The 25,535-nt window shown below is 38.4% G+C and carries 27 protein-coding genes; all 27 read right to left on the bottom strand.

Annotated elements, in window-relative coordinates:
- Positions 1–7 precede the first annotated feature (7 nt).
- The 27 genes from MKY08_RS04245 to MKY08_RS04115 all read right to left on the bottom strand — a co-directional run bounded on the left by MKY08_RS04245 (position 8) and on the right by MKY08_RS04115 (position 25,356).
- Positions 8–502 carry a cell division protein SepF gene (locus MKY08_RS04245; protein WP_069510245.1) on the bottom strand — a complete coding sequence of 165 codons (495 nt, stop codon included), beginning with the start codon at positions 500–502 and terminating at the stop codon, positions 8–10.
- Positions 486–1,190: a YggS family pyridoxal phosphate-dependent enzyme gene (locus MKY08_RS04240; protein WP_081327910.1), complete on the bottom strand. Its 705-nt coding sequence runs from the start codon at positions 1,188–1,190 to the stop codon at positions 486–488. The genes MKY08_RS04245 and MKY08_RS04240 overlap by 17 nt, the downstream gene beginning before the upstream one ends.
- A 171-nt stretch (positions 1,191–1,361) precedes the next feature.
- Positions 1,362–1,598, bottom strand: a complete 237-nt coding sequence (locus MKY08_RS04235; RefSeq protein ID WP_024362131.1) for a YlmC/YmxH family sporulation protein — start codon at positions 1,596–1,598, stop codon at positions 1,362–1,364.
- Positions 1,599–1,828: 230 nt separating this feature from the next.
- The gene (sigG, locus tag MKY08_RS04230) at positions 1,829–2,602 is read right to left on the bottom strand and encodes an RNA polymerase sporulation sigma factor SigG (protein ID WP_024362132.1); all 774 of its coding nucleotides are present in this window, start codon (positions 2,600–2,602) and stop codon (positions 1,829–1,831) included.
- A gap of 114 nt (positions 2,603–2,716) precedes the next feature.
- The gene (gene sigE / locus MKY08_RS04225) at positions 2,717–3,424 is read right to left on the bottom strand and encodes an RNA polymerase sporulation sigma factor SigE (protein WP_024362133.1); all 708 of its coding nucleotides are present in this window, start codon (positions 3,422–3,424) and stop codon (positions 2,717–2,719) included.
- A gap of 13 nt (positions 3,425–3,437) precedes the next feature.
- On the bottom strand, positions 3,438–4,271 hold the full coding sequence (locus tag MKY08_RS04220) for a sigma-E processing peptidase SpoIIGA (RefSeq protein WP_069510247.1): 834 nt from the start codon (positions 4,269–4,271) through the stop codon (positions 3,438–3,440).
- 201 nt (positions 4,272–4,472) lie between these two features.
- Positions 4,473–5,630, bottom strand: coding sequence for a cell division protein FtsZ (gene ftsZ / locus MKY08_RS04215; protein ID WP_069510249.1), 1,158 nt, complete (start codon positions 5,628–5,630; stop codon positions 4,473–4,475).
- A 53-nt stretch (positions 5,631–5,683) separates the two neighbouring features.
- Positions 5,684–6,967 (bottom strand): cell division protein FtsA, encoded by a 1,284-nt coding sequence (gene ftsA / locus MKY08_RS04210; protein WP_024362136.1) that lies wholly within the window; start codon positions 6,965–6,967, stop codon positions 5,684–5,686.
- A gap of 94 nt (positions 6,968–7,061) precedes the next feature.
- Complete coding sequence (locus MKY08_RS04205) at positions 7,062–7,433, bottom strand: small basic family protein (RefSeq protein ID WP_069510250.1); 372 nt, start codon at positions 7,431–7,433, stop codon at positions 7,062–7,064.
- 3 nt (positions 7,434–7,436) lie between these two features.
- Positions 7,437–8,156 carry a DUF881 domain-containing protein gene (locus MKY08_RS04200; RefSeq protein ID WP_069510252.1) on the bottom strand — a complete coding sequence of 240 codons (720 nt, stop codon included), beginning with the start codon at positions 8,154–8,156 and terminating at the stop codon, positions 7,437–7,439.
- 150 nt (positions 8,157–8,306) lie between these two features.
- Positions 8,307–9,035, bottom strand: a complete 729-nt coding sequence (locus MKY08_RS04195) for a DUF881 domain-containing protein (protein ID WP_069510254.1) — start codon at positions 9,033–9,035, stop codon at positions 8,307–8,309.
- Entirely contained in the window at positions 9,013–9,846 is an 834-nt protein-coding gene (locus MKY08_RS04190; RefSeq protein WP_069510256.1) for an FtsQ-type POTRA domain-containing protein, read from the bottom strand. Before MKY08_RS04190 ends, MKY08_RS04195 begins: the two co-directional genes overlap by 23 nt.
- 21 nt (positions 9,847–9,867) lie before the next feature.
- On the bottom strand, positions 9,868–10,947 hold the full coding sequence (gene ftsW, locus MKY08_RS04185; protein ID WP_069510258.1) for a putative lipid II flippase FtsW: 1,080 nt from the start codon (positions 10,945–10,947) through the stop codon (positions 9,868–9,870).
- A 40-nt stretch (positions 10,948–10,987) separates the two neighbouring features.
- Positions 10,988–12,337 (bottom strand): UDP-N-acetylmuramoyl-L-alanine--D-glutamate ligase, encoded by a 1,350-nt coding sequence (gene murD / locus MKY08_RS04180; protein WP_069510261.1) that lies wholly within the window; start codon positions 12,335–12,337, stop codon positions 10,988–10,990.
- The gene (gene mraY, locus MKY08_RS04175; protein WP_024362143.1) at positions 12,337–13,308 is read right to left on the bottom strand and encodes a phospho-N-acetylmuramoyl-pentapeptide-transferase; all 972 of its coding nucleotides are present in this window, start codon (positions 13,306–13,308) and stop codon (positions 12,337–12,339) included. Before mraY ends, murD begins: the two co-directional genes overlap by 1 nt.
- A gap of 125 nt (positions 13,309–13,433) precedes the next feature.
- Positions 13,434–15,350 carry a stage V sporulation protein D gene (locus MKY08_RS04170; RefSeq protein ID WP_069510263.1) on the bottom strand — a complete coding sequence of 639 codons (1,917 nt, stop codon included), beginning with the start codon at positions 15,348–15,350 and terminating at the stop codon, positions 13,434–13,436.
- Positions 15,351–15,408: 58 nt separating this feature from the next.
- Positions 15,409–17,625 (bottom strand): penicillin-binding protein, encoded by a 2,217-nt coding sequence (locus MKY08_RS04165; protein ID WP_069510265.1) that lies wholly within the window; start codon positions 17,623–17,625, stop codon positions 15,409–15,411.
- Positions 17,622–17,990 (bottom strand): cell division protein FtsL, encoded by a 369-nt coding sequence (gene ftsL / locus MKY08_RS04160; RefSeq protein WP_069510267.1) that lies wholly within the window; start codon positions 17,988–17,990, stop codon positions 17,622–17,624. Before ftsL ends, MKY08_RS04165 begins: the two co-directional genes overlap by 4 nt.
- Positions 17,991–18,941 carry a 16S rRNA (cytosine(1402)-N(4))-methyltransferase RsmH gene (rsmH, locus tag MKY08_RS04155; RefSeq protein WP_069510269.1) on the bottom strand — a complete coding sequence of 317 codons (951 nt, stop codon included), beginning with the start codon at positions 18,939–18,941 and terminating at the stop codon, positions 17,991–17,993.
- Positions 18,942–19,002: 61 nt separating this feature from the next.
- Positions 19,003–19,434 carry a division/cell wall cluster transcriptional repressor MraZ gene (mraZ, locus tag MKY08_RS04150; RefSeq protein ID WP_069510271.1) on the bottom strand — a complete coding sequence of 144 codons (432 nt, stop codon included), beginning with the start codon at positions 19,432–19,434 and terminating at the stop codon, positions 19,003–19,005.
- 256 nt (positions 19,435–19,690) lie between these two features.
- Positions 19,691–21,307, bottom strand: a complete 1,617-nt coding sequence (gene bshC, locus MKY08_RS04145) for a bacillithiol biosynthesis cysteine-adding enzyme BshC (protein WP_069510273.1) — start codon at positions 21,305–21,307, stop codon at positions 19,691–19,693.
- Positions 21,308–21,408: 101 nt separating this feature from the next.
- The gene (locus tag MKY08_RS04140) at positions 21,409–21,804 is read right to left on the bottom strand and encodes a DUF3397 domain-containing protein (protein ID WP_069510275.1); all 396 of its coding nucleotides are present in this window, start codon (positions 21,802–21,804) and stop codon (positions 21,409–21,411) included.
- Complete coding sequence (locus MKY08_RS04135) at positions 21,804–22,703, bottom strand: 2-dehydropantoate 2-reductase (protein ID WP_069510278.1); 900 nt, start codon at positions 22,701–22,703, stop codon at positions 21,804–21,806. The genes MKY08_RS04140 and MKY08_RS04135 overlap by 1 nt, the downstream gene beginning before the upstream one ends.
- Positions 22,704–23,088: 385 nt before the next feature.
- Positions 23,089–23,466 carry a transcriptional regulator gene (locus tag MKY08_RS04130; protein WP_024362152.1) on the bottom strand — a complete coding sequence of 126 codons (378 nt, stop codon included), beginning with the start codon at positions 23,464–23,466 and terminating at the stop codon, positions 23,089–23,091.
- Positions 23,467–23,576: 110 nt separating this feature from the next.
- Complete coding sequence (locus MKY08_RS04125) at positions 23,577–24,344, bottom strand: enoyl-CoA hydratase/isomerase family protein (RefSeq protein WP_069510280.1); 768 nt, start codon at positions 24,342–24,344, stop codon at positions 23,577–23,579.
- Positions 24,345–24,624: 280 nt separating this feature from the next.
- Complete coding sequence (gene rpmF, locus MKY08_RS04120) at positions 24,625–24,798, bottom strand: 50S ribosomal protein L32 (protein ID WP_010858320.1); 174 nt, start codon at positions 24,796–24,798, stop codon at positions 24,625–24,627.
- Positions 24,799–24,822: 24 nt separating this feature from the next.
- The gene (locus MKY08_RS04115; RefSeq protein ID WP_069510282.1) at positions 24,823–25,356 is read right to left on the bottom strand and encodes a YceD family protein; all 534 of its coding nucleotides are present in this window, start codon (positions 25,354–25,356) and stop codon (positions 24,823–24,825) included.
- Between the last annotated feature and the right edge of the window lie 179 nt (positions 25,357–25,535).

Here is a 25,535-nt window from a genome sequence, read left to right as displayed (position 1 = left end):
CTCGCTATTAATTATCGTCTAAAATAAAATTGGAAATTTCGCCAGACACTTCTACATTATCTGGTGTGCATAAGAAAATATCTTTGCCTATACGTTGAATGTCTCCACCAAGTGCATAGACTGTACCACTTAAAAAGTCGATGATTCTTATACCTTGTTCTCGTTCGATACGTTGTAGATTAACAATCGTTGCACGTTTGTTCTTTAAGTTTTCTGCGATATCTTGTGCCTCTGCATAAACTCTCGGTTCTACTAATACAACTTTCGCACCCTTTGTATTCATAGCTGCTTGTAAACTGACAATATTATTATTGGCAGCTGTACTTTGCGGTACAATTTCATGAATCTGTGCTTTACGTTCCTTAATGACCTTTTTAGGTTTAGCTGCATGAATCGGTTGTTGCTGTACGGGTTGTTGCTGTTGAATAGGAGCTTGCGTGATTTCTTCTTCTAATTCTTCTTCAAGATAAAAGAAGTTTTTAATTTTATTTTTCATGCTCATCCTGTTCCCCTCTTTCATTTCCAACAAGAGCCGTTCCGACTCGAACGAATGTAGCTCCTTCCTCTACCGCTATTTCAAAGTCATTAGACATGCCCATTGATAACTCGGTACAAGGCGCGTGTGCGAATCCTCGTTCGGCTATTTGCTGTTGACATTGTTTTAATTGCTTAAAAACAGAGCGAATAATTGTTTCGTCCTCTGTATTTGGTGCCATTGTCATTAGACCTACAACTTGAATTTTCGTAAAGTTTTGTAAAGATTCAATAAATGTAACTGCGTCATCAATCGTTAAACCATGCTTTGATTGTTCACCTGACACATTAACTTGTACAAAACATTTTACAGGTTTTGTTGCTCTTTTTTCAATCTCTTCAGCTAAACTTAAACGATCTAATGAATGTAAGTAATCAATTTCATTAATAACTTGTTTTACTTTTCGAGTTTGTAATGATCCAATATAATGCCAGTGTACATTTGCTTGAATGGCTTCAATTTTTTGCTTTAAGCCCTCAGGACGATTTTCACCTAAATGTATAAGCCCTGCATCAATTGCTTCTTGTGTTCGTTCAACGGAAACCTCTTTCGTTACAGCAATAATTTGTACGTTAGTTGCTTCACGATTTGAGCGTTGTTGTGCTGCTTGTATTTGACTATTAATTTTGTCTAAATTTGTTAAGATCTTCGTCACTGTTTTTCCCAACTTTACAACTTAGTTTCCTTTATTGTAACAAGCAACTCTTGATTTATCAATGAATAGCCTGACCTATTAATACTGATACATTCACGTTGCTTAAACGACATGAGGGGCTACAGTCTTACTGTTCAAAAAATAGAAGCAAGCCACACAGATGCTATGATTCTACGATAATGCCTTTACTAGAATGACATCCTTTCCTACAACAAGAACATCCTTCATATGGACTTTTCTAATCGACTCTTCTCCTCTAAAAAAACCTAGATACTTTCTCGGCTCCGCAATCATAAACGCAGTTACATAGCCAGTTTCTTTCGATACCTCTGCATCTACGACAAAGCCTAAAAAACGTCCATTGCCTGCTTCTATTACTTCTTTTTGCTGTAACATTGAGAAACGCATTTGTATCCCTCCTAGTAAATCAATACCACTCATACCAGTGTCTTTTTTATTTAAGCTACAACTTGCATTGTTACATGCTAACTTGCTGCTACACAAAGCAACATCCTCACATTATTGTTCTTTATTAGCTTTAATAAAATCTATGACATGTACCATCGTTTTATTTTTATATTGGACTTATACAATGAAGATAAAATGCGCACCGAAAGTTTCGGGTGCGCATTGTCTACTCACTTATAATCTTTCTGCATCGTTTCAATGGCATTTTTTTCAAGACGTGAAATTTGCGCTTGGGAAATCCCTAATTCTTTGGCAATTTCAGTTTGTGTCTCACCATAATAAAAACGCTTTGCTACAATCATTTGCTGACGTACATCTAATTTTTGCAAGCTTTCCTTCACCGACACGTAGGCAACCCATTGATCTTCCGATACATCATCATCACGTAATTGGTCCATCATATAAACAGCGTCTCCACCGTCTGCATAAATAGGCTCTTGTAATGAAACTGGGTCTTGAATGGCATCTAAAGCAAATAATACATCTTCCTTTTTCATGTCAATCATTTCAGCAATTTCTTCAATCGTTGGTTCTCGCAAATTATCGGTTATCCATTGTTCTTTTGCCTGCATCGCCTTATACGCAATATCTCTAAGAGAACGAGAAACACGTAGTGCATGATGATCACGCAGATGGCGACGAATTTCACCAATGATCATTGGTACAGCATATGTTGAAAATCTTACATTATGCTTTAAATCGAAATGATCAATGGCTTTCATGAGGCCAATACAGCCTACCTGAAATAAATCATCTGCCTGTTCACCCCTATAGGCAAATCGTCCGACAATACTTAGCACTAACCTTAAATTGCACATTACAAGCTCTTCCCGAATCTCAGTTTCTCCTGCTTGTAATCGAATGAAGAGTTCCTTCATTTCTTCGTGCTTTAAAATTGGCAAAGTCGATGTATCTAAGCCGCAAAGATCTACTTTTGTTCGCATATTCGATTCCTCCGGATGTTATTCTCTGACTAAACCGTTACATCAGTTTGTCCGACAGAATCGAGAATATGCAGAAAAAGCATGACCAATTTTAGGTAGGATAAATTTCCCTATCTAAGAAATTGGCTGATTTAAATTTTCTCGTAAATCTTGAATAATTTTCTTTTCTAGCCTAGAAATATATGATTGCGAAATACCTAAATGATCGGCTACTTCTTTTTGTGTCATTTCAATTTTACCGTTTAAACCGAACCGACATTCCATAATATATCTTTCACGTGCACCTAATAAATTAATGGCATGGAACATATGTTGACGTTCAATTTTCTTTTCAACATTATCTAAAATAATATGTTCCTCTGTGCCTAAAATATCAGACAATAGTAATTCATTTCCGTCAGCATCAGAATTTAGTGGCTCATCTAGTGAAACTTCACCCTTCATGCGACTCGTTTTACGTAAATGCATCAAAATTTCATTTTCAATACAACGTGATGCGTACGTGGCAAGCTTAATATTTTTATCTGTATTGAACGTTTCAATCGCCTTTATTAAGCCAATCGAACCAATACTAATTAAATCTTCAATCGGCGTACCCGTATTATCAAAACGTCTAGCAATATAAACAACAAGACGTAAATTACGTTCAATAAGTGTATCTCTAGCTCGTAAATCTCCGTTCATAAAGGATGCAATGACTGTGACTTCTTCTTCTCGACTTAGTGGCACTGGCAATGAATCATTTCCCCCTATATAGTACGTTTCACGACTCCGAAACTTACCCCATAATTTTTTCAAGCTAGCAAGTAGCCTAAGAAGCAATAGTTCTCCCCCTCTATGAGTTATTTGAAAGCGCTGAAAAATGTAAAATTGCTGCTGTGCTATGTGGAAAATTTTTAGCTTTTTTCGTTAACACGATATATTCATTTGTTTTCACTTGTGATGACTCCCCTTTTATATGCCATTCATCAAAGCGAAAACCTAAAACTACTGTTTGTTGCTGTACAGTATTAACATGAATAAATCGAATAAGACGCTGATAATCTACTGAAAACATTGATACATCGTAAGGATCTGTTTCTTGCCACTGCATTAATGCTTCACGAATTGTCACTGGTAAATAAGGCCGTAGCGCTGCATAGGAAACAAAATGGACAGGTTTTCCCGATAACGGCTCGATACATTGATTGCCTGTATCTACAAATGCCGAAAGTGGAATTTCTTTGTCAAAAACCTTCAAGATTGTTTGAAATACAAATTGTCCACTTACTCTCTCCAGCTTAACAAAGCCCCATTGCTTATAAAAAATGATTAAATTACCAACTGCGAGCAATAAGCAAATCACAATAAAATGCATGACAGAAAGATTCTTTAAATACGGTTGTAATGCTGTTAACAGTCCACCGATAACAATCGTAGCTGTCAGGACAATCGGTCCTTGCTTTTGAAAGCTTCGAAGCTTAAAGCGAAAGGCTAGACCGATTAGTACAATGAAACTTAGCACAATCGTAAGCAGCGTTTGACCACCAATTACAGCTATTAAACTACTAATTATTGAACTCATTAATAATCTCGTATTCTTTACAAAAACGCCTGTAACTTTTGCTGTAAACGTCAGTATTGCTAGATTATAAAGCGTATTAATGAGCACCAGCCATTCTCCATACATAACAGCCGCCTCCTACTTACAAAGTTAGCATGCCAGCGCTACAAATATTGTCAAACAATCGCATGATTTCCTAAAAATGTTTTGACAAAAAACATCGTTTCCTTACACAAAAAGTGCCAGTCACGCAAACAATTCAGAATTGTTTGCGTGACTGGCACTTAAAAAACTCGTATTTTACATGATGTAAAATACGAGTTTTGATTATCCACGATTTTTGCGGTTACGTAAAAATGCAGGGACTTCTAACATATCATCTTGTGCATAATTTTGATGATTTTGACGCGGTTGTTCTTGTTGTACATGAACTTCTTGACGTTGCTCACGAATAGGCGCTTGTTGTTGTGGAGCAGCTTGTCGATTATTATTAATGCTCGGACGCACATTTCCTCTGTGTTGTTGTAATGCCTCTTCAGAGAAGCCTGTTGCAATCACCGTAACAATGATTTCGTCTTTTAAATTTTCATTAATAACCGAACCGAAAATCATATTCACTTCTTCATCTGAAGCCGATGCCACAATATCTGCCGCTTCTTGTACTTCAAATAAGCTAAGGTTCGAACCACCTGTAATGTTCATCAGTACACCTTTAGCGCCATCAATAGATGATTCAAGTAATGGACTTGAAATTGCTTTTTTAGCAGCTTCTGCTGCACGATTTTCACCTGTCGCAATACCAATACCCATTAACGCAGAACCTTTGTTAGACATAATTGTTTTTACGTCCGCAAAGTCTAGGTTGATAAGACCTGGTGTTGCAATTAAATCCGAAATACCTTGTACACCTTGACGTAAAACGTTATCCGCTTCACGGAAAGCTTCCAGCATCGGAGTCGATTTGTCGACAATTTGTAAGAGCTTGTCGTTTGGAATGACAATCAAAGTATCTACGGCTTCTTTCATGCCTCCGATACCACCGATTGCTTGTGTTTGTCGTTTGCGTCCTTCAAAAGTAAACGGTCGTGTTACGACACCAACAGTTAAAGCGCCTAAATCGCGGGCAATTTGTGCGATAACTGGTGCAGCACCAGTACCTGTGCCACCGCCCATTCCGGCTGTAACGAATACCATATCCGCTCCGCGTAATACTTCTTCTAATTGCTCACGGCTTTCTTCAGCCGCTTTCTTCCCTACTTCTGGATTAGCTCCTGCTCCTAAGCCACGTGTAAGCTTTGTACCGATTTGTAGCTTAATTTCAGCTTTCGATAAATTTAAAGCCTGTGCATCCGTGTTTACAGCGATGAAGTCAACGCCTTGTACACCATGCTCTATCATTCGGTTAACAGCGTTGTTACCGCCACCACCCACACCAATGACTTTTATAACTGCAAGTTGATCGACACTTGTATCAAATTCTAACATTCTTTTTTCCTCCCACGGTAACTCGACTCTGTATCATTCATTACGCATTCAAGTTAATCAAAAAATTTATCAAATAATTTTTTTGCTCTACCGATTACGCTTCCTTTTGATTCTGAAGGTGCAGCATATTCTTGCTTTTTAGATGCAGGCGCTTGTGCACCGACAACCGCATATTCAATAGGCTGCGTATTCGTACCTTTTCCGTAAAAATCATCTTCTAAATAGGCGTAACGAATCAGTCCAACTGCCGTCGTAAATGAAGGCTCTCTAACGCCAATATAATCTGGAGTATATATTCTAACACGCGTTTGCAGTATTTGGCGTGCTAATTGAGCAATACCATCTAGCTTTGCAACACCACCTGTTAAAACAACACCGCCTGGCAAATCGCGAACGCCTAAACGTGCTAACTCATCAATTACTAGTTCAAATAGTTCTTCTAATCTTGCACCAATAATTTCAGAAATATAGCGTTGGCTGTACTGGTCCCTAGAATCTGTACCCACAACTGGCACTTCAAACAGTTCATCGTCTGAAGCATCATCGTAAAAGGCATGTCCAAATTGGTGTTTTATTTGCTCCGCTTGATCTGTCGGTGTTTTTAAAACAATTGAAATGTCTTTTGTAATATGATCGCCACCTACCGGAATAACACCAGTATGTGTCAGTAGCCCTTCTTCAAATACTGCAATAGTCGTTGAGCCACCACCCAATTCAATAAATGCTGTACCTTGGTTTTTCTCATCTTCCGTTAATGCAAAAAAACCAGCAGCTAGTGGTTGTAAATATATTTCTCTAATGCTTAATCCTGCTTTCTCTACGCAACGAAGTACATTGTGTAACAACGTTTTAGAGGTCGTAATCATTGTCGCGTCCATTTCGAGACGAATACCTATCATACCTCGTGGATCTTTAATTTCATCTAAATTATCTACTATAAACTGTCTAGGAATGATGTTGACTAATTCACGTTCAGGAGGTATTGACATGACTTGTGCAGATTCTACCACTCTGTCTAAATCATCATCTGTAATTTCTCTATTTTCACTATTTACAGCGACAACACCTTTAACTAGTTGTAACATCGTCTGGTTCGCTGGAACGCCTAAAACGACTTCGTCGATTTGATAACCAGTCATCCGCTCTGCTTGTTCTACTGCTTTTCGAATAGACTGAACTGTTGCATCAATATCAACAATCGCACCTTTTCGAACACCATTCGATTTTACATTACCGACCCCAATTACATGTAATTGTCCGTCGCTCATTTCACCTATTAATACTTTGATAGAGGAAGATCCTATATCGAGTGATATATACAATTCCTGCTGATTCAATTCGCTGCACCTCCTTGAAAATGCTCTTAATTTCATTCTATTGTAAATCTTGCATAATGTCTAAGCAAATCGAGTATTTTGGTCAATTTTTCTCTCATTCTATGGAAGTTTTCTTCTTGTTGTGACGTTTTTCATCTAACCGAGTTAGTAAAATACGCCTAATGATTGCTATATTTTGGAACAAACGTACTCCAAAAGCGAAAATGGCTGCTAAATATAAGTCTACACCTAAATTCACACCTAAAAATGCCAGTCCCGCCGCAAGAACTATATTAAAAAAGAAACCTGATACAAATACTTTATCGTCATATACATGCTGTAATTGAGCTCGTATACCGCCAAATAACGTATCTAAAGCAGCCAGCACTGCTATAGACAAATAATTTTCATAAATAGAGGGGATTTGGATATTTGTTAACAAGCCTAGTGCTAGTCCCAACACCAAACCTAGAAATGGTAGCCACATAGTTTATTCTCCTTTTTTGACTTCTGTTAAATAATCATTCGTCAACGGCTGATCGTATGCCGGTATGGTTACCAATTCAGTCGGCTCCTCTATTACTAAATTAAAATTATCTAAATAAAATGAATCGATAAATGTGGAAGCTTGAATGGAATTATACATTTTTTGAGCTGCTTTAAATGTCGTTGTCCCAACATAAATTTCGAATGGCGGCGAAGAAAGTGCTACACTGTTCACCGTTGTTTTCCCGTTTATGTCCCTAATAGCTGTGGTATGAACAATACGATTTCCATCAATTGCAACACTAGGAGCATCATATTTAAATAATTCATTCAGTAATTGGGTAAGTAAGTCTGGAGAAATCTCTTTTATTTCATACCCCATTGCTACTAATTCTGGGGCTGGCTCCACTCGAAGTATCACCCCAGGACCTGTTATATCCGTAAGACCTGCCTGTTGCTTTAAACGATTTACTGTCTCATTTAAAACACCTTGTAAATTAGTTTTTTCAGATTGCTCATAGCGACCCACTACCTCATTGAGTGAGCGAATATCTGCTAATAATGTGGAATGCCTTTTCTTTTCTTCTGCTAATTCCTCTCGTATGGCCCAAATATCTCGTGTATCTCGCTCAGCTGGTTTTTGAATGGTATTGTATTGTACCGCTATCATCAAACCGATAATAAATAGCACGATCGTTATTCGGGTGTACATATTTTTTTTCAAAATAGCCCCTCCTAGACGCATCGCAAACAATTACTCCTTGATATCATCAAATTTAGACTTTGCATTCCATAAATACAAATCATTATCTAGGACATCCACAGGAGGCTTAACATAACTTTCAGCCCATGTTCATACATAGAATCGCTGTAGTTAACTTTCTACTTTTACATTAGGCATCATTAACTTTTGATTTTCTTCTAAGGACACCACAATGTTGTCATTTAACAATTGATCTACTACACCACCACTTAAGTTCAATGAAGCGCGGAGTGTCCCCGAATCCCCAATAGCCTCGATGACAAATGGAGCTGGGTGTTGCTTGCCGTCAATTGTAATAACAGGACCATTACATCTAATGTAAGAATTCGCCATGACCCGTTGTCCATTAATGGCAATCGCTTGTGCCCCAGAAATTTTTAATTCATTTAGCAACTTAAAAACATGACTTTCGTGGACGATATAATCATTAGGGTTTGCAGATTTAGGATCGTAATCACCATCTTGAAGCGTAATACGTATACCCTTTCCTTCTGAATTTAAATCACCTAATAGTAAGCGTAAATCTTCTGCTTCTTGAACTAATTTCTTAGAGTCCTTTTCATTTGATGCAAATTTCTTTTCATAGTGCCGAATTTTTTCTTGTAACATGTTGGCTTCTTCTGTGAGTTCTTTATTGCGCTCTTGTTGTTCAATGAGCTCCTCACGATATGAATCTTCTTGTTCAAATAGCTCTGATTTAATGGCGCTAGTTTGGCGATTGTCTTTCGCTTGGTTGTAAGAATAGCCGATGATAAACCCTGTTGTTATGCAAACGATGAGCAGCTCAAATTGTTTCCTCGTAAAGAAGTTCCCTTTACTATTCTGTTTCTTGTTGTTCATCTTCATTCACTTCCTGATTGGCCACTTTTCCATCAGGGTTGTCCTCCATATCAATGTTCACTTTGTTGTACTCATCATTAAAGGGACGGTAATAAGAGCCGACTTCTATGTCGATAACACCCTTTTCTAAATCTGCAATTTGCGCAACAATGGATGGATAATAATTTAGCTTTTCAGCTAATGTTGGTATCACTGCACGTACTTCATAGCCGTCATTCATATAAAGCTTGACCGCATTAGGATTGGCCTCATTACTGTTAGTATTGACTTGTGAGATTAAAGCTAAAACTTCAGGTTTTAATCGGGCTAATTGCTCTACAAGCTTGTTAATTGTTTTTTCCCCCGTTATGCCAATAAAAACGGGCGCATCAATGGGGATATTGTCACCAGCTTGCTCGAATTTTTTACCATTCTCTAATAATGGATAATAGGTTCCATCACCCGCTAGATACGCAACTTTTTTCCATTCCTTAATATTAATCGTTACGCCTCTCAGCCATTTACGCTTTACTTGTACCTCTTGCACCCATTTGTCCTTCAATATAGCCTGTTCTACATCTTTAACCGTAAAACCCCACATCGACTTTCCTGGTGCAAGTGTACTAGCATCTAAATAATATTGTTCGTCAGCTAGTTTAGCACCGTTCACCGTAATGTTTTTAATATCACTGTAAGGAGATTGAAAATAAAGGAGTACAGCTAGCACCAAAAAGAAAAGTAATATTAGGACTATGAATTTACGATTTGTACGCTTTTTTCGTCGCAGTTTTAGCGTAGGTATGCGATCTTCTATATCAATTACTTTCTCCATAAAAGTACTCCTCCTTTATATTTATTTCGCTAATTGATAAATAATACCTATTATTAACCACATTGTTACTAAAGATGTTCCACCATAGCTAATAAAAGGTAATGTGACACCGGTTACAGGAACCAAACCGATAACTACTGCAATATTTAAAAATGCCTGCACCGTTAACATTGTCACAAGTCCAATAATGGCGTAATAGGATGTTCTTGATTTAGCCTGTACTGCAAATTTATAACCAGCGTAAATTGTCAACACAAACAGCGCTAAAATAACAAGTCCACCTACTAAACCGATTTCTTCTAAAATAATCGCATAAATAAAATCATTTTGTGGTTCAGGTAAATACAAAAACTTTTGTCTACTTTGGCCAAAGCCATGTCCAAAAATCCCTGCTGGACCAATTGCCATTAACGATTGTACAGCCTGAAATCCACTGACTAAAGGGTCGGCCCATGGATCAAGAAACGCTTCAATTCGTTTAAGTCGATACGGTGCCGTTGCAATCAATCCTACTAATCCAGCAACTCCCGCTACCATAATCATTGCATAAAGTTTTAACGGATACCCTGCCACAAATAACAGTAAAAAAACAGAGACAACGAGTATAAAAACAGAGCCAAAATCGGGCTGAAGCATAATCAGTGCAACCGGTATTATTACTATGACGGCATGACGCCAATTTACTACTGGTGTTCCGGTTTTATGTTGCGCCAAGATATGACTCATGTAAACAAGAACGGTAATTTTCGTTAGTTCAGCAGGTTGTATTGTTAATGGTCCTACACCAATCCAACTTTGTGAACCATTTCGCTCAAGACCAATCCCTGGTATAAGAACAAGGACAAGTAAAACCAACGAAAATAGATAAGCCATCTTCCAAAAGGATTGCTCTTTCAAGATTTCTAATCGAATCGTGATCAAAAACACGACAATGCCTACCCCAAAATACAAACTTTGTTTCATATAAAACGGCATTTTTCCACTATAATGAACGGCACTCCAATAGGTACCTGCAGAATAGACGAAAATAATGCCGATTACTGATAGCATCAAAGTTGTGACGAGCAATAAATAGCTTTCTTTCCCTCTCAGTAATGCCATCCTTCCACGTCAAGTATATTCTAAAATAGTTACAGGCTCATTACAGCTTCATTACAGCATCAATAAAAACATCCCCGCGGATTTCAAAGCTGTCATATTGATCCCAACTTGCACATGCAGGTGATAGTAAAATAACATCTCCCTCTGCAGACATTGGTGCGGCATAATGTACCGCATCTTCTACATTTTGAGCAATGACCGTTTGTGGAACACCACAAGACTTAGCAAATTCTACAAAGCGTAAGCCCGTTTCACCGAATGCTACTACACCTTTGACATGCCCCATGCAAGGTCGTAACTCTTCAAAAGAATGTCCACGGTCTAAACCACCCGCTAGCAAAATAACGGGTGCTTGGAATGCATCTAGCGCACTTTTCGTAGCTAGACAATTAGTTGCTTTAGAATCATTGTAAATTTTTCGACCATTCCACTCACGGACAAATTGGGTACGGTGACGAACACCTCCAAATTTAGCTAAAACTTCTTCCATTTTAGCTTTTTCGCAGCCAATCAATATACAAGCTGCTACTGCCGCTAAAATATTTTCTAAATTATGTTTACCCGGCAACGCAATACTCGCTCTGTCCATAAACGGTTCACCTTGCCAATAGATTGTTGTATCATCAGCGCTAATCCCTTGCTCGGTACGTCCCTTCGAAGAAAACGGCACTTTCTTTGCATTGGATTTTGCAGCATAGCCTACAACAATCGGCTGATCCGCATTGAAAATGAAATAATCTGTTTCATCTTGATTGCGTGTTACGCCAAATTTTGCTTCAGCATAGTTATCAAACGTACCGTGATAATCAAGGTGTGCATCATAAAGATTTGTTAATATAGAAATTTTTGGTTTAAATGTTTTAGTGCCCATCAGTTGGAAAGACGAAAGCTCTGTCACAATGACATTATCTTCTTGTGCTTCTTTTGCCACACCACAAGCTACTGTCCCAATATTACCTGCGATTAATGGCTTCTTCGCACCATTTTCCAGCATTTCGAATATTAATGTCGTCGTTGTCGTTTTACCATTAGAACCTGTAATACCGATAAATGGTGCATCACTAATTAAATAGGCAAGCTCTATTTCTGTCCATACAGGAATTTCACGTTTTATCGCATCTGCTACGATATTATTGCTGTAAGGGATACCTGGATTTTTAACGACTATTTCAAAGCCTTCATCCAGTAAATCCTCTGGATGACGACCACAAATAACGGTAATTCCTTTTTGCAATAGACCTTGTGCATCAGGACTTTCATCAAACGGCTTAGAATCATTGACTGTCACAAAGGCGCCAAGCTCATGTAAAATCTCCGCTGCTGCAACACCACTTTTAGCTAGGCCTAAAACAAGGACTTTTTTATGTTGTAAATCTGTATACTCTCTCATTAGAACGCCTCCGATAAGACTGCAATCAATGCTACTGCTAAAGCAGTTGACCAAAAGACAAGTACAACTTTCCATTCTGACCAACCTGATAATTCAAAATGATGGTGGATAGGACTCATCTTAAAAATACGTTTTTTGCGAATTTTAAAGCTACCCACCTGCAAAATGACAGATAGTGTTTCAATCACAAACACTAATCCAACTAATACAAGTAAAAACTCTTCTTTAACTAAGACAGATACCATCGCTAATGCACCACCGAGTGCAAGTGAACCAGTATCCCCCATAAATACCTTTGCAGGGTTTGCATTGAATAGTAAAAACCCTAACAAAGCACCTGTTACCGCAAATGTAAATAAAGCGATATCAGCTTGATCTTGGAATAGTGCAATAACACCGAATGCCGCAAAAGCAATAGATGCTGTACCTGCCACAAGCCCGTCTAGACCATCCGTTAGGTTGACAGCATTAGAAAAACCAACTAACCAGAAAATTAAAAACGCTACATAAAAAATACCAAGATCAATTGTCCAGTCTGTAAAAGGAATAGCTAACGTTGTATCAAAAGAACTTGCGTGTAATAAGAAGTATGCAAGTATTGCAATGACAATTTGCCCTATTAACTTTTGAATAGATGTTAACCCTAGATTGCGTTTAAAGATAACCTTCAAGCCGTCATCTAAAAAGCCAATCAAGCCAAAGCCTACGAGCACAAGTAAAAGGACCACGGTTTGTGAGGTGAATAAATCTAAAAAGCTTCCAATGCCAACTGTTGTAAGGATGATGGCGATTAAAAAGATAATGCCTCCCATCGTTGGTGTACCTGCTTTTTTCATGTGCGATTTTGGTCCTTCTTCACGAATACTTTGCCCAAACTTCAATCGACGAAGAAGTGGAATACTAATTGGTGCCAAGATAACTGTTACTATAAAAGCAATAGCTAAAATGGTAAGCGTTGTTGCGAGTTTCATTGAAAAATCTCCTTTAAATCTTGTTTCACTTTCTTCTTCACGAAAAAAGTACAAACTCTCATATAATTATTACTACCCTTCATAATAATAGTGGTTCTTTCCCTTTTTTTAAAGGTAAAGTTACATTAGTTCACTAAATATAAATGAATGGTGCCGTCTTGTTTGATAACACTATCCACTTCAGGTAATTGACTACCAATTTTAGCTCCTTCTCCATGCCATTCGATACGGAATGGATAATGTTGCTTGGCAATGTCATCCTTCGTTTGACCAATAAAACTTGGTACTTTCACAGTAAGCGGGTCACCCCAACGATAATCCTTTTCAAGCTGTTCCTTTGATTTTTCAATACCAATAAAAGGAGCTACATCTTCAATAATTTGACCAACAATCGGAGCCGCTACCACGCCACCAAATTGTGTTGTTTTCTTCGGATTATCTACCGCTACGTATACGACAATTTGCGGATTATCCGCTGGTGCAAAGCCTATAAAAGATACGATATACTCGCCATCTTTATACCGGCCATTTTCAACTTTTTGTGCTGTACCTGTTTTACCCCCAATACGCAGACCATCTCGATACGCTTGTCGACCTGATCCCTTCGCTACTACCGACTCTAATGCTTCACGTACTTTTGCAGACGTTTCTTCACGAATTACTTGTCTTTTAATAACTGGTTCTGTTTCATTAATCGTTTCACCCGTATCGGGATTAAATATTTTCTTTACAACATACGGCGTATACAGCTTGCCCCCATTGACCGCAGCAGCTACTGCTTGCACCTGCTGGATCGGTGTTACGGCTACCCCTTGACCGAATGAAGTGGTCGCTTGTTCTACAGGGCCAAATGCCTCTTTCGAAAATAGTATCCCTGAAGCTTCACCAGCAATATTGGAACCTGTTTTTTCTCCAAAACCAAAGTCTTTAATATACTGTAATAATCTTTCACTGCCCAAACGTTGACCTAATTCGATAAAACCAGGGTTACAAGAATTTTGTACAACTTCTAAAAACGTTTCATGTCCGTGACCTTCACGCTTCCAACAGCGCAATCTAGCACCGGCAACCATTGTAAAGCCTTGATCGTAAAAAGTATCCTTCTCCAAGTCCACCAAGTTCTCTTCTAAAGCAGCACTAAGCGTAATAATTTTGAATGTAGAACCTGGCTCATAGGTCATCCATACTGGCAAATTCCGATTATAGATAGCAGGCTCGACCTGCTGATATTCAGCCGGATGAAAGGTTGGATAGGAGGCTAAAGCTAGTATTTCACCTGTATTAGGATTCATTGCTACCGCCATTGCCTGATCTGCTTCATAACGTTCCATTGCCTGTGATAATTCACGTTCAACGACTTGCTGTACATCGACATCAATCGTTAGCTCGATTGTTGCCCCATCTTCTCCTGCTTTCCATGCACTTGCAACATTGGGTAAGTTATTACCTTTGGCATCTGTAAAAAGCCGTATAGCTGAAGAATTTGCTCGCAATAGTTTGTCATACTCATATTCTATACCTGCTAGCCCTTGTGCATCATATCCTGTAAAACCTAAAAATCGCGATAGAAGCGTGCCATAAGGATAGTCTCTTGAGTAATCTACACCACTATATAATCCCTCAATTTGCATGCCTTGTAGTTGAACAGCTTTCTCGTAGGAAATATTTTTCCCTTCAGGTGCTAGCTTTACTAAGTACGCCTTTTTCTGCATCTTTTCCAACAGTTTTTGTTGGTCTACTTCGAGTACCTGTGCTATTTTTGCGGCTGCTCCTGCAATATCTTTACTTTGCGAAGGCATAAAATATAAGGTAGGCGCCAGCTTATTGGTCACAATACTATTACCATCCCTGTCCGTAATATGTCCTCGCTCATTGGCAAATGGAATTTCACGATCCCAGTTTTCTTCTGCTTTCTGTGTCAATTCTTTTTGGTCAAATACTTGTAACACAAATAACCGAATAACTATCGCAACAGCTACACACAAAAACAAAACATATAAAATACGTAAACGTTTTTTGGAATGGATAGAAATCCACTTCATTCGACATCACACCTTGTTTTTTACAACGTATGAAATAAAGTGGACTTCTATTCAATGGCTATTCATCATCTACCTGTTCAATTTCTCCTTCGGACGGTGCTTCAACGTCTGGTACGAAGCTTTCAGCAGGTGTTTTCAACTTCACTACAATTGGCGCACTATCTGAAATCACTGTACCTGCAGATACACTTTGACTGACTGCAAAGCCCTCTCCAACAACTTCAATTTCTAGACCTGACATGGATTTAAAAACTAATAGATTACGTAATGACCAGTTTGTAAAGTTTGGCAATGCAATATCCCCTGCTGTTTTCAAAAAGACAAAACTACCTTTGACAAGTTTTTGGCCGCTTTTCGGATATTGTTCTAAAATTTCTCCTCCAGCTCCAACAATTACTGGATTTAATCCATCGTTTGCCAGTTCAACTTGAATAGCTTCTGCATGCTGACCAGTATAATCTTGTATAGCTGTATGATTTACATGCTGAACATCAGCAGGGCTGATATTTAAATGTTTTAAACTATTTTGCATAACTGGCTTAAATATTTTGGAAACTGGTACAGAACCTAGCTCACCTTTAAGCTTTGGTTTTTCCACCGACACATACATAATGAGTTGCGGATCATCATATGGCGCCATTCCTAGGAATGAATACAAGAACTGATTGGCTCCCCATGAATAGGTTCCGTTTGCCTTTGGTATTTGGGCTGTACCCGTTTTACCAGCTACTTGGTATTCATCAAGGATAAAGTCCTTCGCTGTCCCAAACTCTGATGTTAATGTCGAAGCAAGAATTTCACGTACTTGTTTTGCTGTATCTGCTGACACTGGTTGACCTTTTTCTTCCGGCTCATGTTGTTGGATAATTTCACCAGTTGATGAATCTACAATCTTATCGATAACATACGGCTGCATCATCTTACCGTCATTCGCAATCGCTGTCATCGCTTGGATTAGCTGTATCGGTGTCACGGTTGAACCTTGTCCATAAGTCGTTGTCACACGTTGAATTGGATATTTCGATAAAATCGTACCCGTTGCTTCATTCGGTAAATCAATGCCTGTTTTCTTACCAAAACCGAATTTACCTAAGTAATCAACAAATACATCATCACCAATACTTTTTAATAAATTGGCCATTGCTGTATTAGATGAACGTTGGAAACCTTCTAGGTACGTAATTCTACCCCAACCTACTTGGTTATGATCACGAATTGTTCGGTCATACACTGTATATTGCCCAGACATAAATCTTTCAGATGGCACCCATTTACCAGTGTCGATGGCAGAAGCAAGCGTGAATGTCTTCATCGTCGAACCTGGTTCAATGGTTTCTTCAATTACAGCGTTAAGCCACTTCATATTCGTACTTTCACGTGTATCGGGATTAAAAGTTGGACGCTGTGACATCGCTAATATTTTCCCTGTTTTCGGTTCAGCTACAACGACAATCATGGACTCGGGATTATATTCTTTCTCAACTTGCGTCATAGCATCCTCTACGAAACTTTGAATCGTTTTATCAATTGTTAAAAAGATATTATCGCCATCTTTTGCAGGTGTCACCATTTTTTCACTGCTTGGTAATAAGTAACTAAAGGCATCGGTTTGATATTTTACTTTGCCATTAACACCCGTTAACTCCTTGTCATAGGTAAGTTCTAACCCCATTTTCCCTTTCGTCGTTACGGTGCCGTCCTTATTGTCTTCTTTCAGAGCAAAACCAATTAAATGTGAAGCAAAAACACCATTCGGATAATAGCGTTTTAAATCGCTAACAAACAAAATCCCAGGTAATTTTTCTTCTTTAATTTTGCTCATGACTTCATGGTTAATGCCTCTACCTGCCACACCAAACTCCACCTGATATGGCAAAGTTCCATCACTGCGGAGCTTCGTTAGCCTTTTATAAATATCCTCTTTATCCATTTTGATATATTCACTTAAGATTTCTGCCGTTTTTTCAGGGTCTACAACATGATGGGGTCTCTTTTCATCTGTAGTAGCCTTATCACTAACTACGGCAATGAGTCGATAACTAAGCGTATCTTCAGCTATAACTTGTCCATTTCTATCAAAAATTTTGCCTCGGTTTGCTGTGATTGCACTTTCTTTGTTATATTTAGCCGCTGCTTTTGCAGCGAGCGCTTGTCCTTCCACTTCACCTGTCGCTTGTAATGTAATCATTCGCGTGAATAATAGAAAAAAGAGCCCTCCATAAAAAACTAGTAATAGAAAGGCTCCCCATTGGAATCGAAATCTCTTTTTTTTCATTCTCCCGGCACTACCTTTACATTTTTCTCATTTTGAGTTAAACCGAGTTCTTTTGCTTTTTTCCATATATTTTCGTATGTAGAAAGTTCACTTACACGAACTGTTAAGTCAACATTCTGTTTTGCAATCTCATCTGCTTCTGCTTCGATTTTTTGAATGTCCATACTTGTCGTTTGAATCGCTGCTTGATTATTCAAAACTAACACTGACAATACAACTATGATACTCACTAAAGCTAATAGCATCATTTTTTCAAACTTCTGGTTCGTTTTTTTACGACGTATGATAGTGGGTTGTGGACTAGGTGGTGTTATTGGTTGTTGCACATGTTGCTGTTGGTGCTGCCTTACACGTACTGCTGCCATTTACTCACGCCCTTTGTCGTTAATTTTCTCCACCACTCTAAGCTTCGCTGAACGAGCTCGATTGTTAACTGCTAATTCTTCCTCAGAAGGTAGAATCGGCTTTCTAGATATAAGCTTTAAAGTTGGCTTCATGTCATCTGGAATTACAGGTAAATTTGGTGGTAATTCCGGTAAAGATGACGCTTCTTTAAAAATCGTCTTGCATAGGCGGTCTTCCAACGAATGGAATGTAATCACACTAATACGGCCACCTACATTAATCATATCAATCGCATCGACTAACGAATCCTCTGCCGCGCCTAGCTCATCATTTACAGCAATTCGAATTGCTTGAAATATGCGCTTCGCAGGATGTCCACCTTTACGGCGAGCCGCTGCTGGTATACCCTCTTTTATAAGTTCTACAAGCTGTCCTGTTGTTTCAATTGGAGCAGTTTTACGAGCCTCTTCAATTTTACGAGCAACTTGCTTCGAAAATTTTTCTTCCCCATAACGGAAGAAAATACGAACTAAATCTTCGTACGCCCAGTCATTCACGACATGATATGCTGTAAGCGCTGCCGTCTGATCCATGCGCATATCGAGTGGTGCATCATGATGATAGCTAAAACCACGCTCCGGCGTATCTAATTGCGGAGAAGAAACGCCTAAATCATATAAAACGCCATCTACCTCTTGGATACCAAGTGCTAGTAGCTCTTCTTTTAAATAGCGGAAATTCGAATGAACAAATGTTACACGCTCTAAATAAGGAGCTAATCGAATTTTCGCATTTTCAATGGCCGTCGTATCTTGGTCAAAACAAATGAGACGACCTTTATCAGATAATTGTTGTACTAAATATTCACTGTGTCCTGCTCCACCAAGCGTACAGTCCACATATACACCATCAGGATCGATGTTCAACCCATCAACAGTTTCTTTTAATAGCACGGTTGTATGATCGAACATACCAATCGCTCCCCTCAGGCCTTAACCTTTTCAGTCGACGTTTTCACGTCTCAAGCAAAAATTAAAAATCAAAGCCAATCATATTTTCTGCAATTTCATTAAAAGATTGTTCAGACTCCGCAAAATAACTTTCCCAAGCATCTTTTGCCCATATTTCAATCCGATTCGAGACACCTAACACAACACATTCTTTTATTAAATGAGCATGTTGCATAAGAGTTGAAGGAATATTAATACGACCTTGCTTGTCTATTTCTACTTCCGTCGCCCCTGAAAAGAAGAACCTCGCAAAAGCACGAGTATCTTTCTTTGTCATCGGTAAACCTTTTAATTTTTCTTCGAGTTTTCGCCATTCATCCATAGGATAGCCAAACAAACAATTATCAAGTCCGCGTGTCACAACAAAGGTTTCACCTAAGGCTTCACGAAATTTCGCGGGCACGATTAATCGTCCTTTTGCGTCAACAGAGTGTTGATATTCTCCCATGAACATGCTAGTCACCCCACTTTATTAAATAATGTACCACATCGCCCCACTTTCCTCCACTTTTTTTAAAAAAAACTTGACAATTTCATCTCATATGTGTGTTTAGACCTTTAGACAAGTTTTCATTTTGTGCTAAAGGGCATAAAAAAAAGAACTACCCTTAGTAGGATAGCTCTCTTTTTTCCTGTAAAACCGACAGATTTCTTCAAATCTATGTTTACACCCTAGCTATTAATAGCCCTAAAGGCATACGTTTACAAGATTATAAATAAAGGAAATAGTGGTGATTTCCAATATGGTATGTTTTCTTCATCATTTCTTCAATTAACGTAGGTCCAAACTCATTTATATATTGATACGGATTATAAGAACGCTCTTGGAACCCATCATTTGGATACAGCTCATTTTGAAGTGTCATAAATTTTCGAATAGTAGTCTCATGCTTACTTAACACCGTTTGTTCTACCTTTTGTTGTAAATACTCAAACTGTCTAACATGATTTTCTTTGTTTTTTTCAAGTATTTTATCTAATGACATTTGTTGTTCTGCAAAATAGCGCTCAAGTGTAGCGTATTTTTCTAAAAGCAGTTGTTGCATGTCTGAAATTTGACGCTTCGCTTCAGCATCTTGCACTTCAGCAATAAATTGCTCCTTTAAAGCGATTGCTTTACCATTCCATATATCCTCAACCGTTAAATGATATTCACGCAATAGTTGATCTACATGGCGCGTAATCATCGTAATATTGAGACGTGGCGCAAAAATTGGCATTTGTAAACCTAATACAGCAAACGCATCCTTTAATGTCGCCCAGTATGCAAGCTCACCAGGTCCACCAACAAACGCTAATACAGGTATCGTCATTTCCTGCATTAACGGACGTGTCACAACATTATTACTTAAATTTTCAGGGTGTTGCTGTGCAATCGTTAAAAGCTCTTCTTGCGAAAGCTTAATATTTGCTGCTAAATTAACAAATTGATGTTGTCGTCTTTCTAATAAAAAACGCTCTCCATCTCTAACATAGAACAAATTAGCTGCATCTTCAGTTGCTAATATCGGCTTACCATAACCCGCTCTATCCAACGCAGCTTCTTTTTCTGTTACTAGTCTTGCAATTTCTTTACTATGATGGATCAGCTGGACAAAGTGGTTACGTTCATATTGACGGAATTTCACATCAGCTGCATCAATCATTAGAAGACCTTCGTCTTTGAACAACGTATTCATTAGTCTAGCAAAGAAATCAGTAAATGTTTCACTCTCGTTTAACGCATCCAAAAGTTGATTGAACAATCTTTCAGTGTGCGCTGTTTCACCAAAGTCCTTGATGATCGTATTAATTAATTGAGTCATCGCTTCTTTGTTTAAGTTTGTTGTCGAAGCCATTGTTTTTCTTCTCGAACGCTCACCATACGCACGTTTTTTTATATCCGTATCACGCATTGTAAATGTATGGTTAATTTCCTCTAAGTCATGATCTTCCCCAGCAATCCAAAAAATCGGTACAACTGCTCGTTGAAGCTTTTCACTTTGCTCTTTTGCTAATGTTATGACCGAAATTGCTTTATGAACCGAGTAAAGAGGGCCAGTTAGTACACCCGCTTGTTGCCCACCGACAACCGCAACAGCTCCTTGCTCTAGTTGTTGCAAATGCTCATTCGCTTTATCTGATAAGCCAAGTGGCTCCATAAACTGACGAATTATTGCTGTTAACTCTTTTTGATCACCTGCTCGCTGTTCTAAATATTTTGCTCGCATTGCAAACGACTTATCATTGTATTCATATTCAAAAAACTCATGAATGGCAGTATTTGGCGACCAGTAATCTGCTAGCACACGATTTTTTACGGGTACTTGGATTGACTCCAGTTTCATTTAACACAAACTCCTCTACTCACTAAATCATCGTATTCCTTGTAAACATTTTTTAATGCTATTATTTTACCCCTTCTGTCTTCAACATGAAAAGAAAATGCTTATACAGATTGTAAATATTCTACAACAGATTGAATCATACCGACTAGACAAATTAAAAGATACGCTGTACTAAGTACTAAAAATAAAAAACGCCAAATTTTTCGCAAGAGCGGCTTCACTTCAATTTCCTTTTTCGTACGCCAATCAACATATGTAAAAACAATCGCTAGCACAATCGCTAGCATGACTAAAAGAGCCCCCACATTCACTCCCCACAGCGCACCAATTGCCAATGGCACAGAAAAAAACAGCCAAAACGTCGTGACATCTGATGCGGCACCAAATGCATGAGTGCCTCTAATATTAACCTTTCGACTAACAGCATAGACAATTACAAATAACAGAACAGGACAAAAAATAATAACACTTATGACTATATGTAAAATATCTTTCACTATTGCTCACCGCTCTCTTCCATCGCTAGAACTTGGTGATATAAAGTTCGCAAAGTAGGTAAAAGATAACCTTTTGCTGAGGCTTTCTGTAAGACCGCCCCTACAATCGTATCCACTTCGCTTTTTCTTCCCTGTATGCGATCAGCTAGCATCGAGGATGTATTCTTCCCTGTTTTTTCACACAAAGTTATTACTGCCGAAAATGGAATCGTCTGTTGAATATCTACAAAGGCCTCTGCTAACTCTTGATATATGGTATGCATTAAAAAGAACGCATGCTTATTTGTTAATAATTCACCATTCTTTATTTGCAATATAGCCGTTAATGGATTGATCAAACAGTTTAATACCGCTTTTTCAAAAAGCATTTGTTCGGCATTTTCAACCAGTTCTATTGGGCATAAAGGATTTTGCATCTGTAGCAACTGATGAAATAGTCCATCGTTCCCACGCGCTACCCCTATTTTACATAGACCCATCCCTCTATGTTGGACTGTTGTTAAATTAATTATTTGGGCACCAAAAGAAACCGAGCAAAAGGCTATCGTTTGCTGCGGTAGACGTAAAGCTTCATCAAAATGCGCTAAACCATTTTGCACAAATAGCAATGGCACTTCCTTTGGAACTTCTACTAATTGTTTATAAATATTTTGTAGTTGCCGATATTTAACTGCTATTATAATCAAATCTGGTTTTGATACCGTCTTCAACTCTACTGTAGAAGCAATTTGATGCACTGTCTGCGTTCCATCTAACTGAACCCTCGTTAAGCGCTTTAATTGAAGTTCATGTGCTTGTTCCTGTCTTCTCACCACTAACGTTACGTGCATATGAGCTTCTGCAAGGAAACTAGCCATTAGCTGGCCTACTGCTCCAGCTCCAATAACTACTACATTCACAATGTTCGTCACCTCCACTTAATGAAAAGAGGCTATCTAACAGTAAAAGCAAACTTTTAAACAGCCTAAATTGACAAAGCTAATCAACATTTTTCCAACATTTACTACACTCGTCCTATCATAACACAATCATTACTTTGCCTTACGCTATAGAAGGAGGTGCCTCAGAAATACCTCTGAGACACCTCCTTTGCAGGTGTTTCTATTATACAAGATTGGTTGGCAATTACGATACAATAATGGTTGTTTTCATACAATGAAGGTAAACATATAGTCAACATTTGCGATTACACCTTGATTTCTTTAGCTTCATTTCCTTATAAGCACTGTCGCTCATCTGAAAATGAACGCCATCTCTACTAATAGGCATTTTTCCTCCAAAATGTTAATCTTTCATTAACGAATAACCTTGCTGTAACCATTTCACTAGCTTTTCATGCTCATTTTGTAATTCACGATGTTTAATTTCAAGATTTTGATAGGCTTCCGTTAATTCATCAAAACTCGTTAACGCTAATTTCAAATGGCTTCGCATAGATTGTTGAGGTTGATTGCGAACAGCTAAAAGCGATTGACTATATTGCCCACGTAATGTTTTATTCCAACGAAAACCACATGCTTGTTTTGTACGTCCTAGCTCATTAGCAGCCATTTCAAATGCCTCTAACTGCGTTTTACCGTTTTGCACATTATGCAAGACAATTTCTGCTAATCTTTCATCGTCTTCCTTCGTCCATTGATCTTTTCTTTTTTTCAGTTCCATAATCTATCACCCTCACATTTTTTACTACTATATGCGTTATCAGGCAAAATAGAATCACAGGACGAAAAAAGACAGTGATTATGTTTCGAGCTAATCACTGCCACTATACACTACTTACTGTTCTTTTTTGTTAGAAAATTATTAACTGCCTCGTGATGCGCTTCACTTTCCCATAATTTTGCACATGTGCGAACTTCCTCCATAACACGCTCATACATATTACGCTCTCGCCATTTACGAAGTTCAATTTCTTTATACGCTTTGTGCACAGCAGGATGGATTTTGCGCATATGTTCAATAAACTCATTCAAAGCAAGTTCCTTCGATCCTTCAAATACACGCATTGCCCAACCAATCTCATATAGTAAGTCAGCCGGATATGGCTTTGCATCCACTAGCATCTTCATTGCGCGGTCATGGCGTAAACCTCGTTCAAATAAGTAGGTTCCACCACCCCAGCCACTTGTAATTGCTAATGTCCCTTGAATAAAGCCACATTTAGCATGACTAGCCACTAAACGAAAATCACAAGCAGTGGCAATCTCACACCCACCGCCTACAGCAGTGCCATTAATTAGCGCTATCGTCGGTACTGGTAATGTAGCAAGATCATATAATATTTCTCCCATCTTACTTAACATCCCAAAGGCTTCATCTTCTGTTTCAAGAGCATGAAACTCCGATAAATCCCCTCCTGAACAAAAAGATTTTTCCCCCGCTCCTGTCACGACTAAAAAACGCACATCGTCATGATTTTGTATATATGTAATTACTTCTCGAAGACCATTCATTACCTCATCATTCACAGCATTACGCTTTTCTTCACGGTTTATGGTAAATGTCATGATCCCATCTTGATTATCAATACTATAAGCCACTATAGTTCCCCCTTTGTCCCCATCAATTATGCGTCGGCTTAATCGGAGTCTACTTGAAAAGCCCCCTCCGAAAATGCACAACATCCGCTAAAACCTTATCACTTATTCAGCAATAGTTCGAAACCTCACTGAAGCAAGCTAAATAAATTGTATCACACTATTGTTATAGCACTATATAAATTTAAAATATTTATGAAAAATTCTGTTATTTCAAGCAAACAAAAAGGCTAGTAAAGAGCCATGGTCTCTTTACTAGCCTTTTAAGTGAGCAAACACTGTATTATTTGCTTACTACTTCTTTACCTTTGTATTGTCCGCAAGCTTTGCAAACACGGTGTGATAATTTTGCTTCACCACAGTTTGGGCAAGCTACCATACCAGGTACAGATAGTTTGAAATGCGTACGACGCTTTCTTTTTGCAGTTTTAGAAGTTCTTCTAAATGGTACAGCCATTGATGGCACCTCCTTACAGATCGTCTATTCGTCTGTTTGATCAAAATACTTAGCTAAAGCAGCTAGTCTTGGATCCACTTTTGGTTCGTCAGTTTTTTTGTGAAGCGCCACGTCTTCATCTGTTGCGTAAGACCAATTTTTACCACCTTGCACTTGTCCTTCGGTATTCTCTTTGAATACTTGCAATGGTACCTCAAGAAGCACTAGCTCCTCAATCACTGGCTTCATGTCGATTACTTCACCATCAATATAGTGAATATCACCGTCATCTTCCCCTCTTTTTTCCTCGTCAATCCAGCTGAATATTTCAACTGTCTCAACTTCGATAGGAAACTCAACATCTTCCCAAGTGCGAGCACAAGGTAGTGTTAACGTTGCTGTCACAGTTAGCTGACAAGTCATTTGCGATGCACCGAATGTACATAGCCCTTTTACATGAACGGGCGAAATTGCTCGAATATCCTGGTTTCGCTCCATCACCTCATCCAATTGGACATAGGTATCGATCGGCATTCCGTCTTGACGGTATTTAGATAATTGATGAATTGACCATTTCATTCGTTTAATCACCTCGAGACAACACTGTTGATTATATAATGTGTAAAAATAGATGTCAAGATAATTTCTTGTCACCACTCGAAAACCCACCTATAATTAAGTACATCTAATTTGTATTTAGCCTCTTGCCTAACCAACATTGAATCATCAGTAGTTATAAGCAAAATTTCAGATAGAGG

The sequence above is a fragment of the Lysinibacillus sp. FSL M8-0337 genome, assembly GCF_038593855.1.
In the GTDB taxonomy this organism is placed as follows: Bacteria; Bacillota; Bacilli; order Bacillales_A; family Planococcaceae; genus Lysinibacillus; species Lysinibacillus sphaericus_D.
Note: the sequence above shows the minus strand (reverse complement) of the source record. Positions and strands in the feature narration are given on the sequence as shown.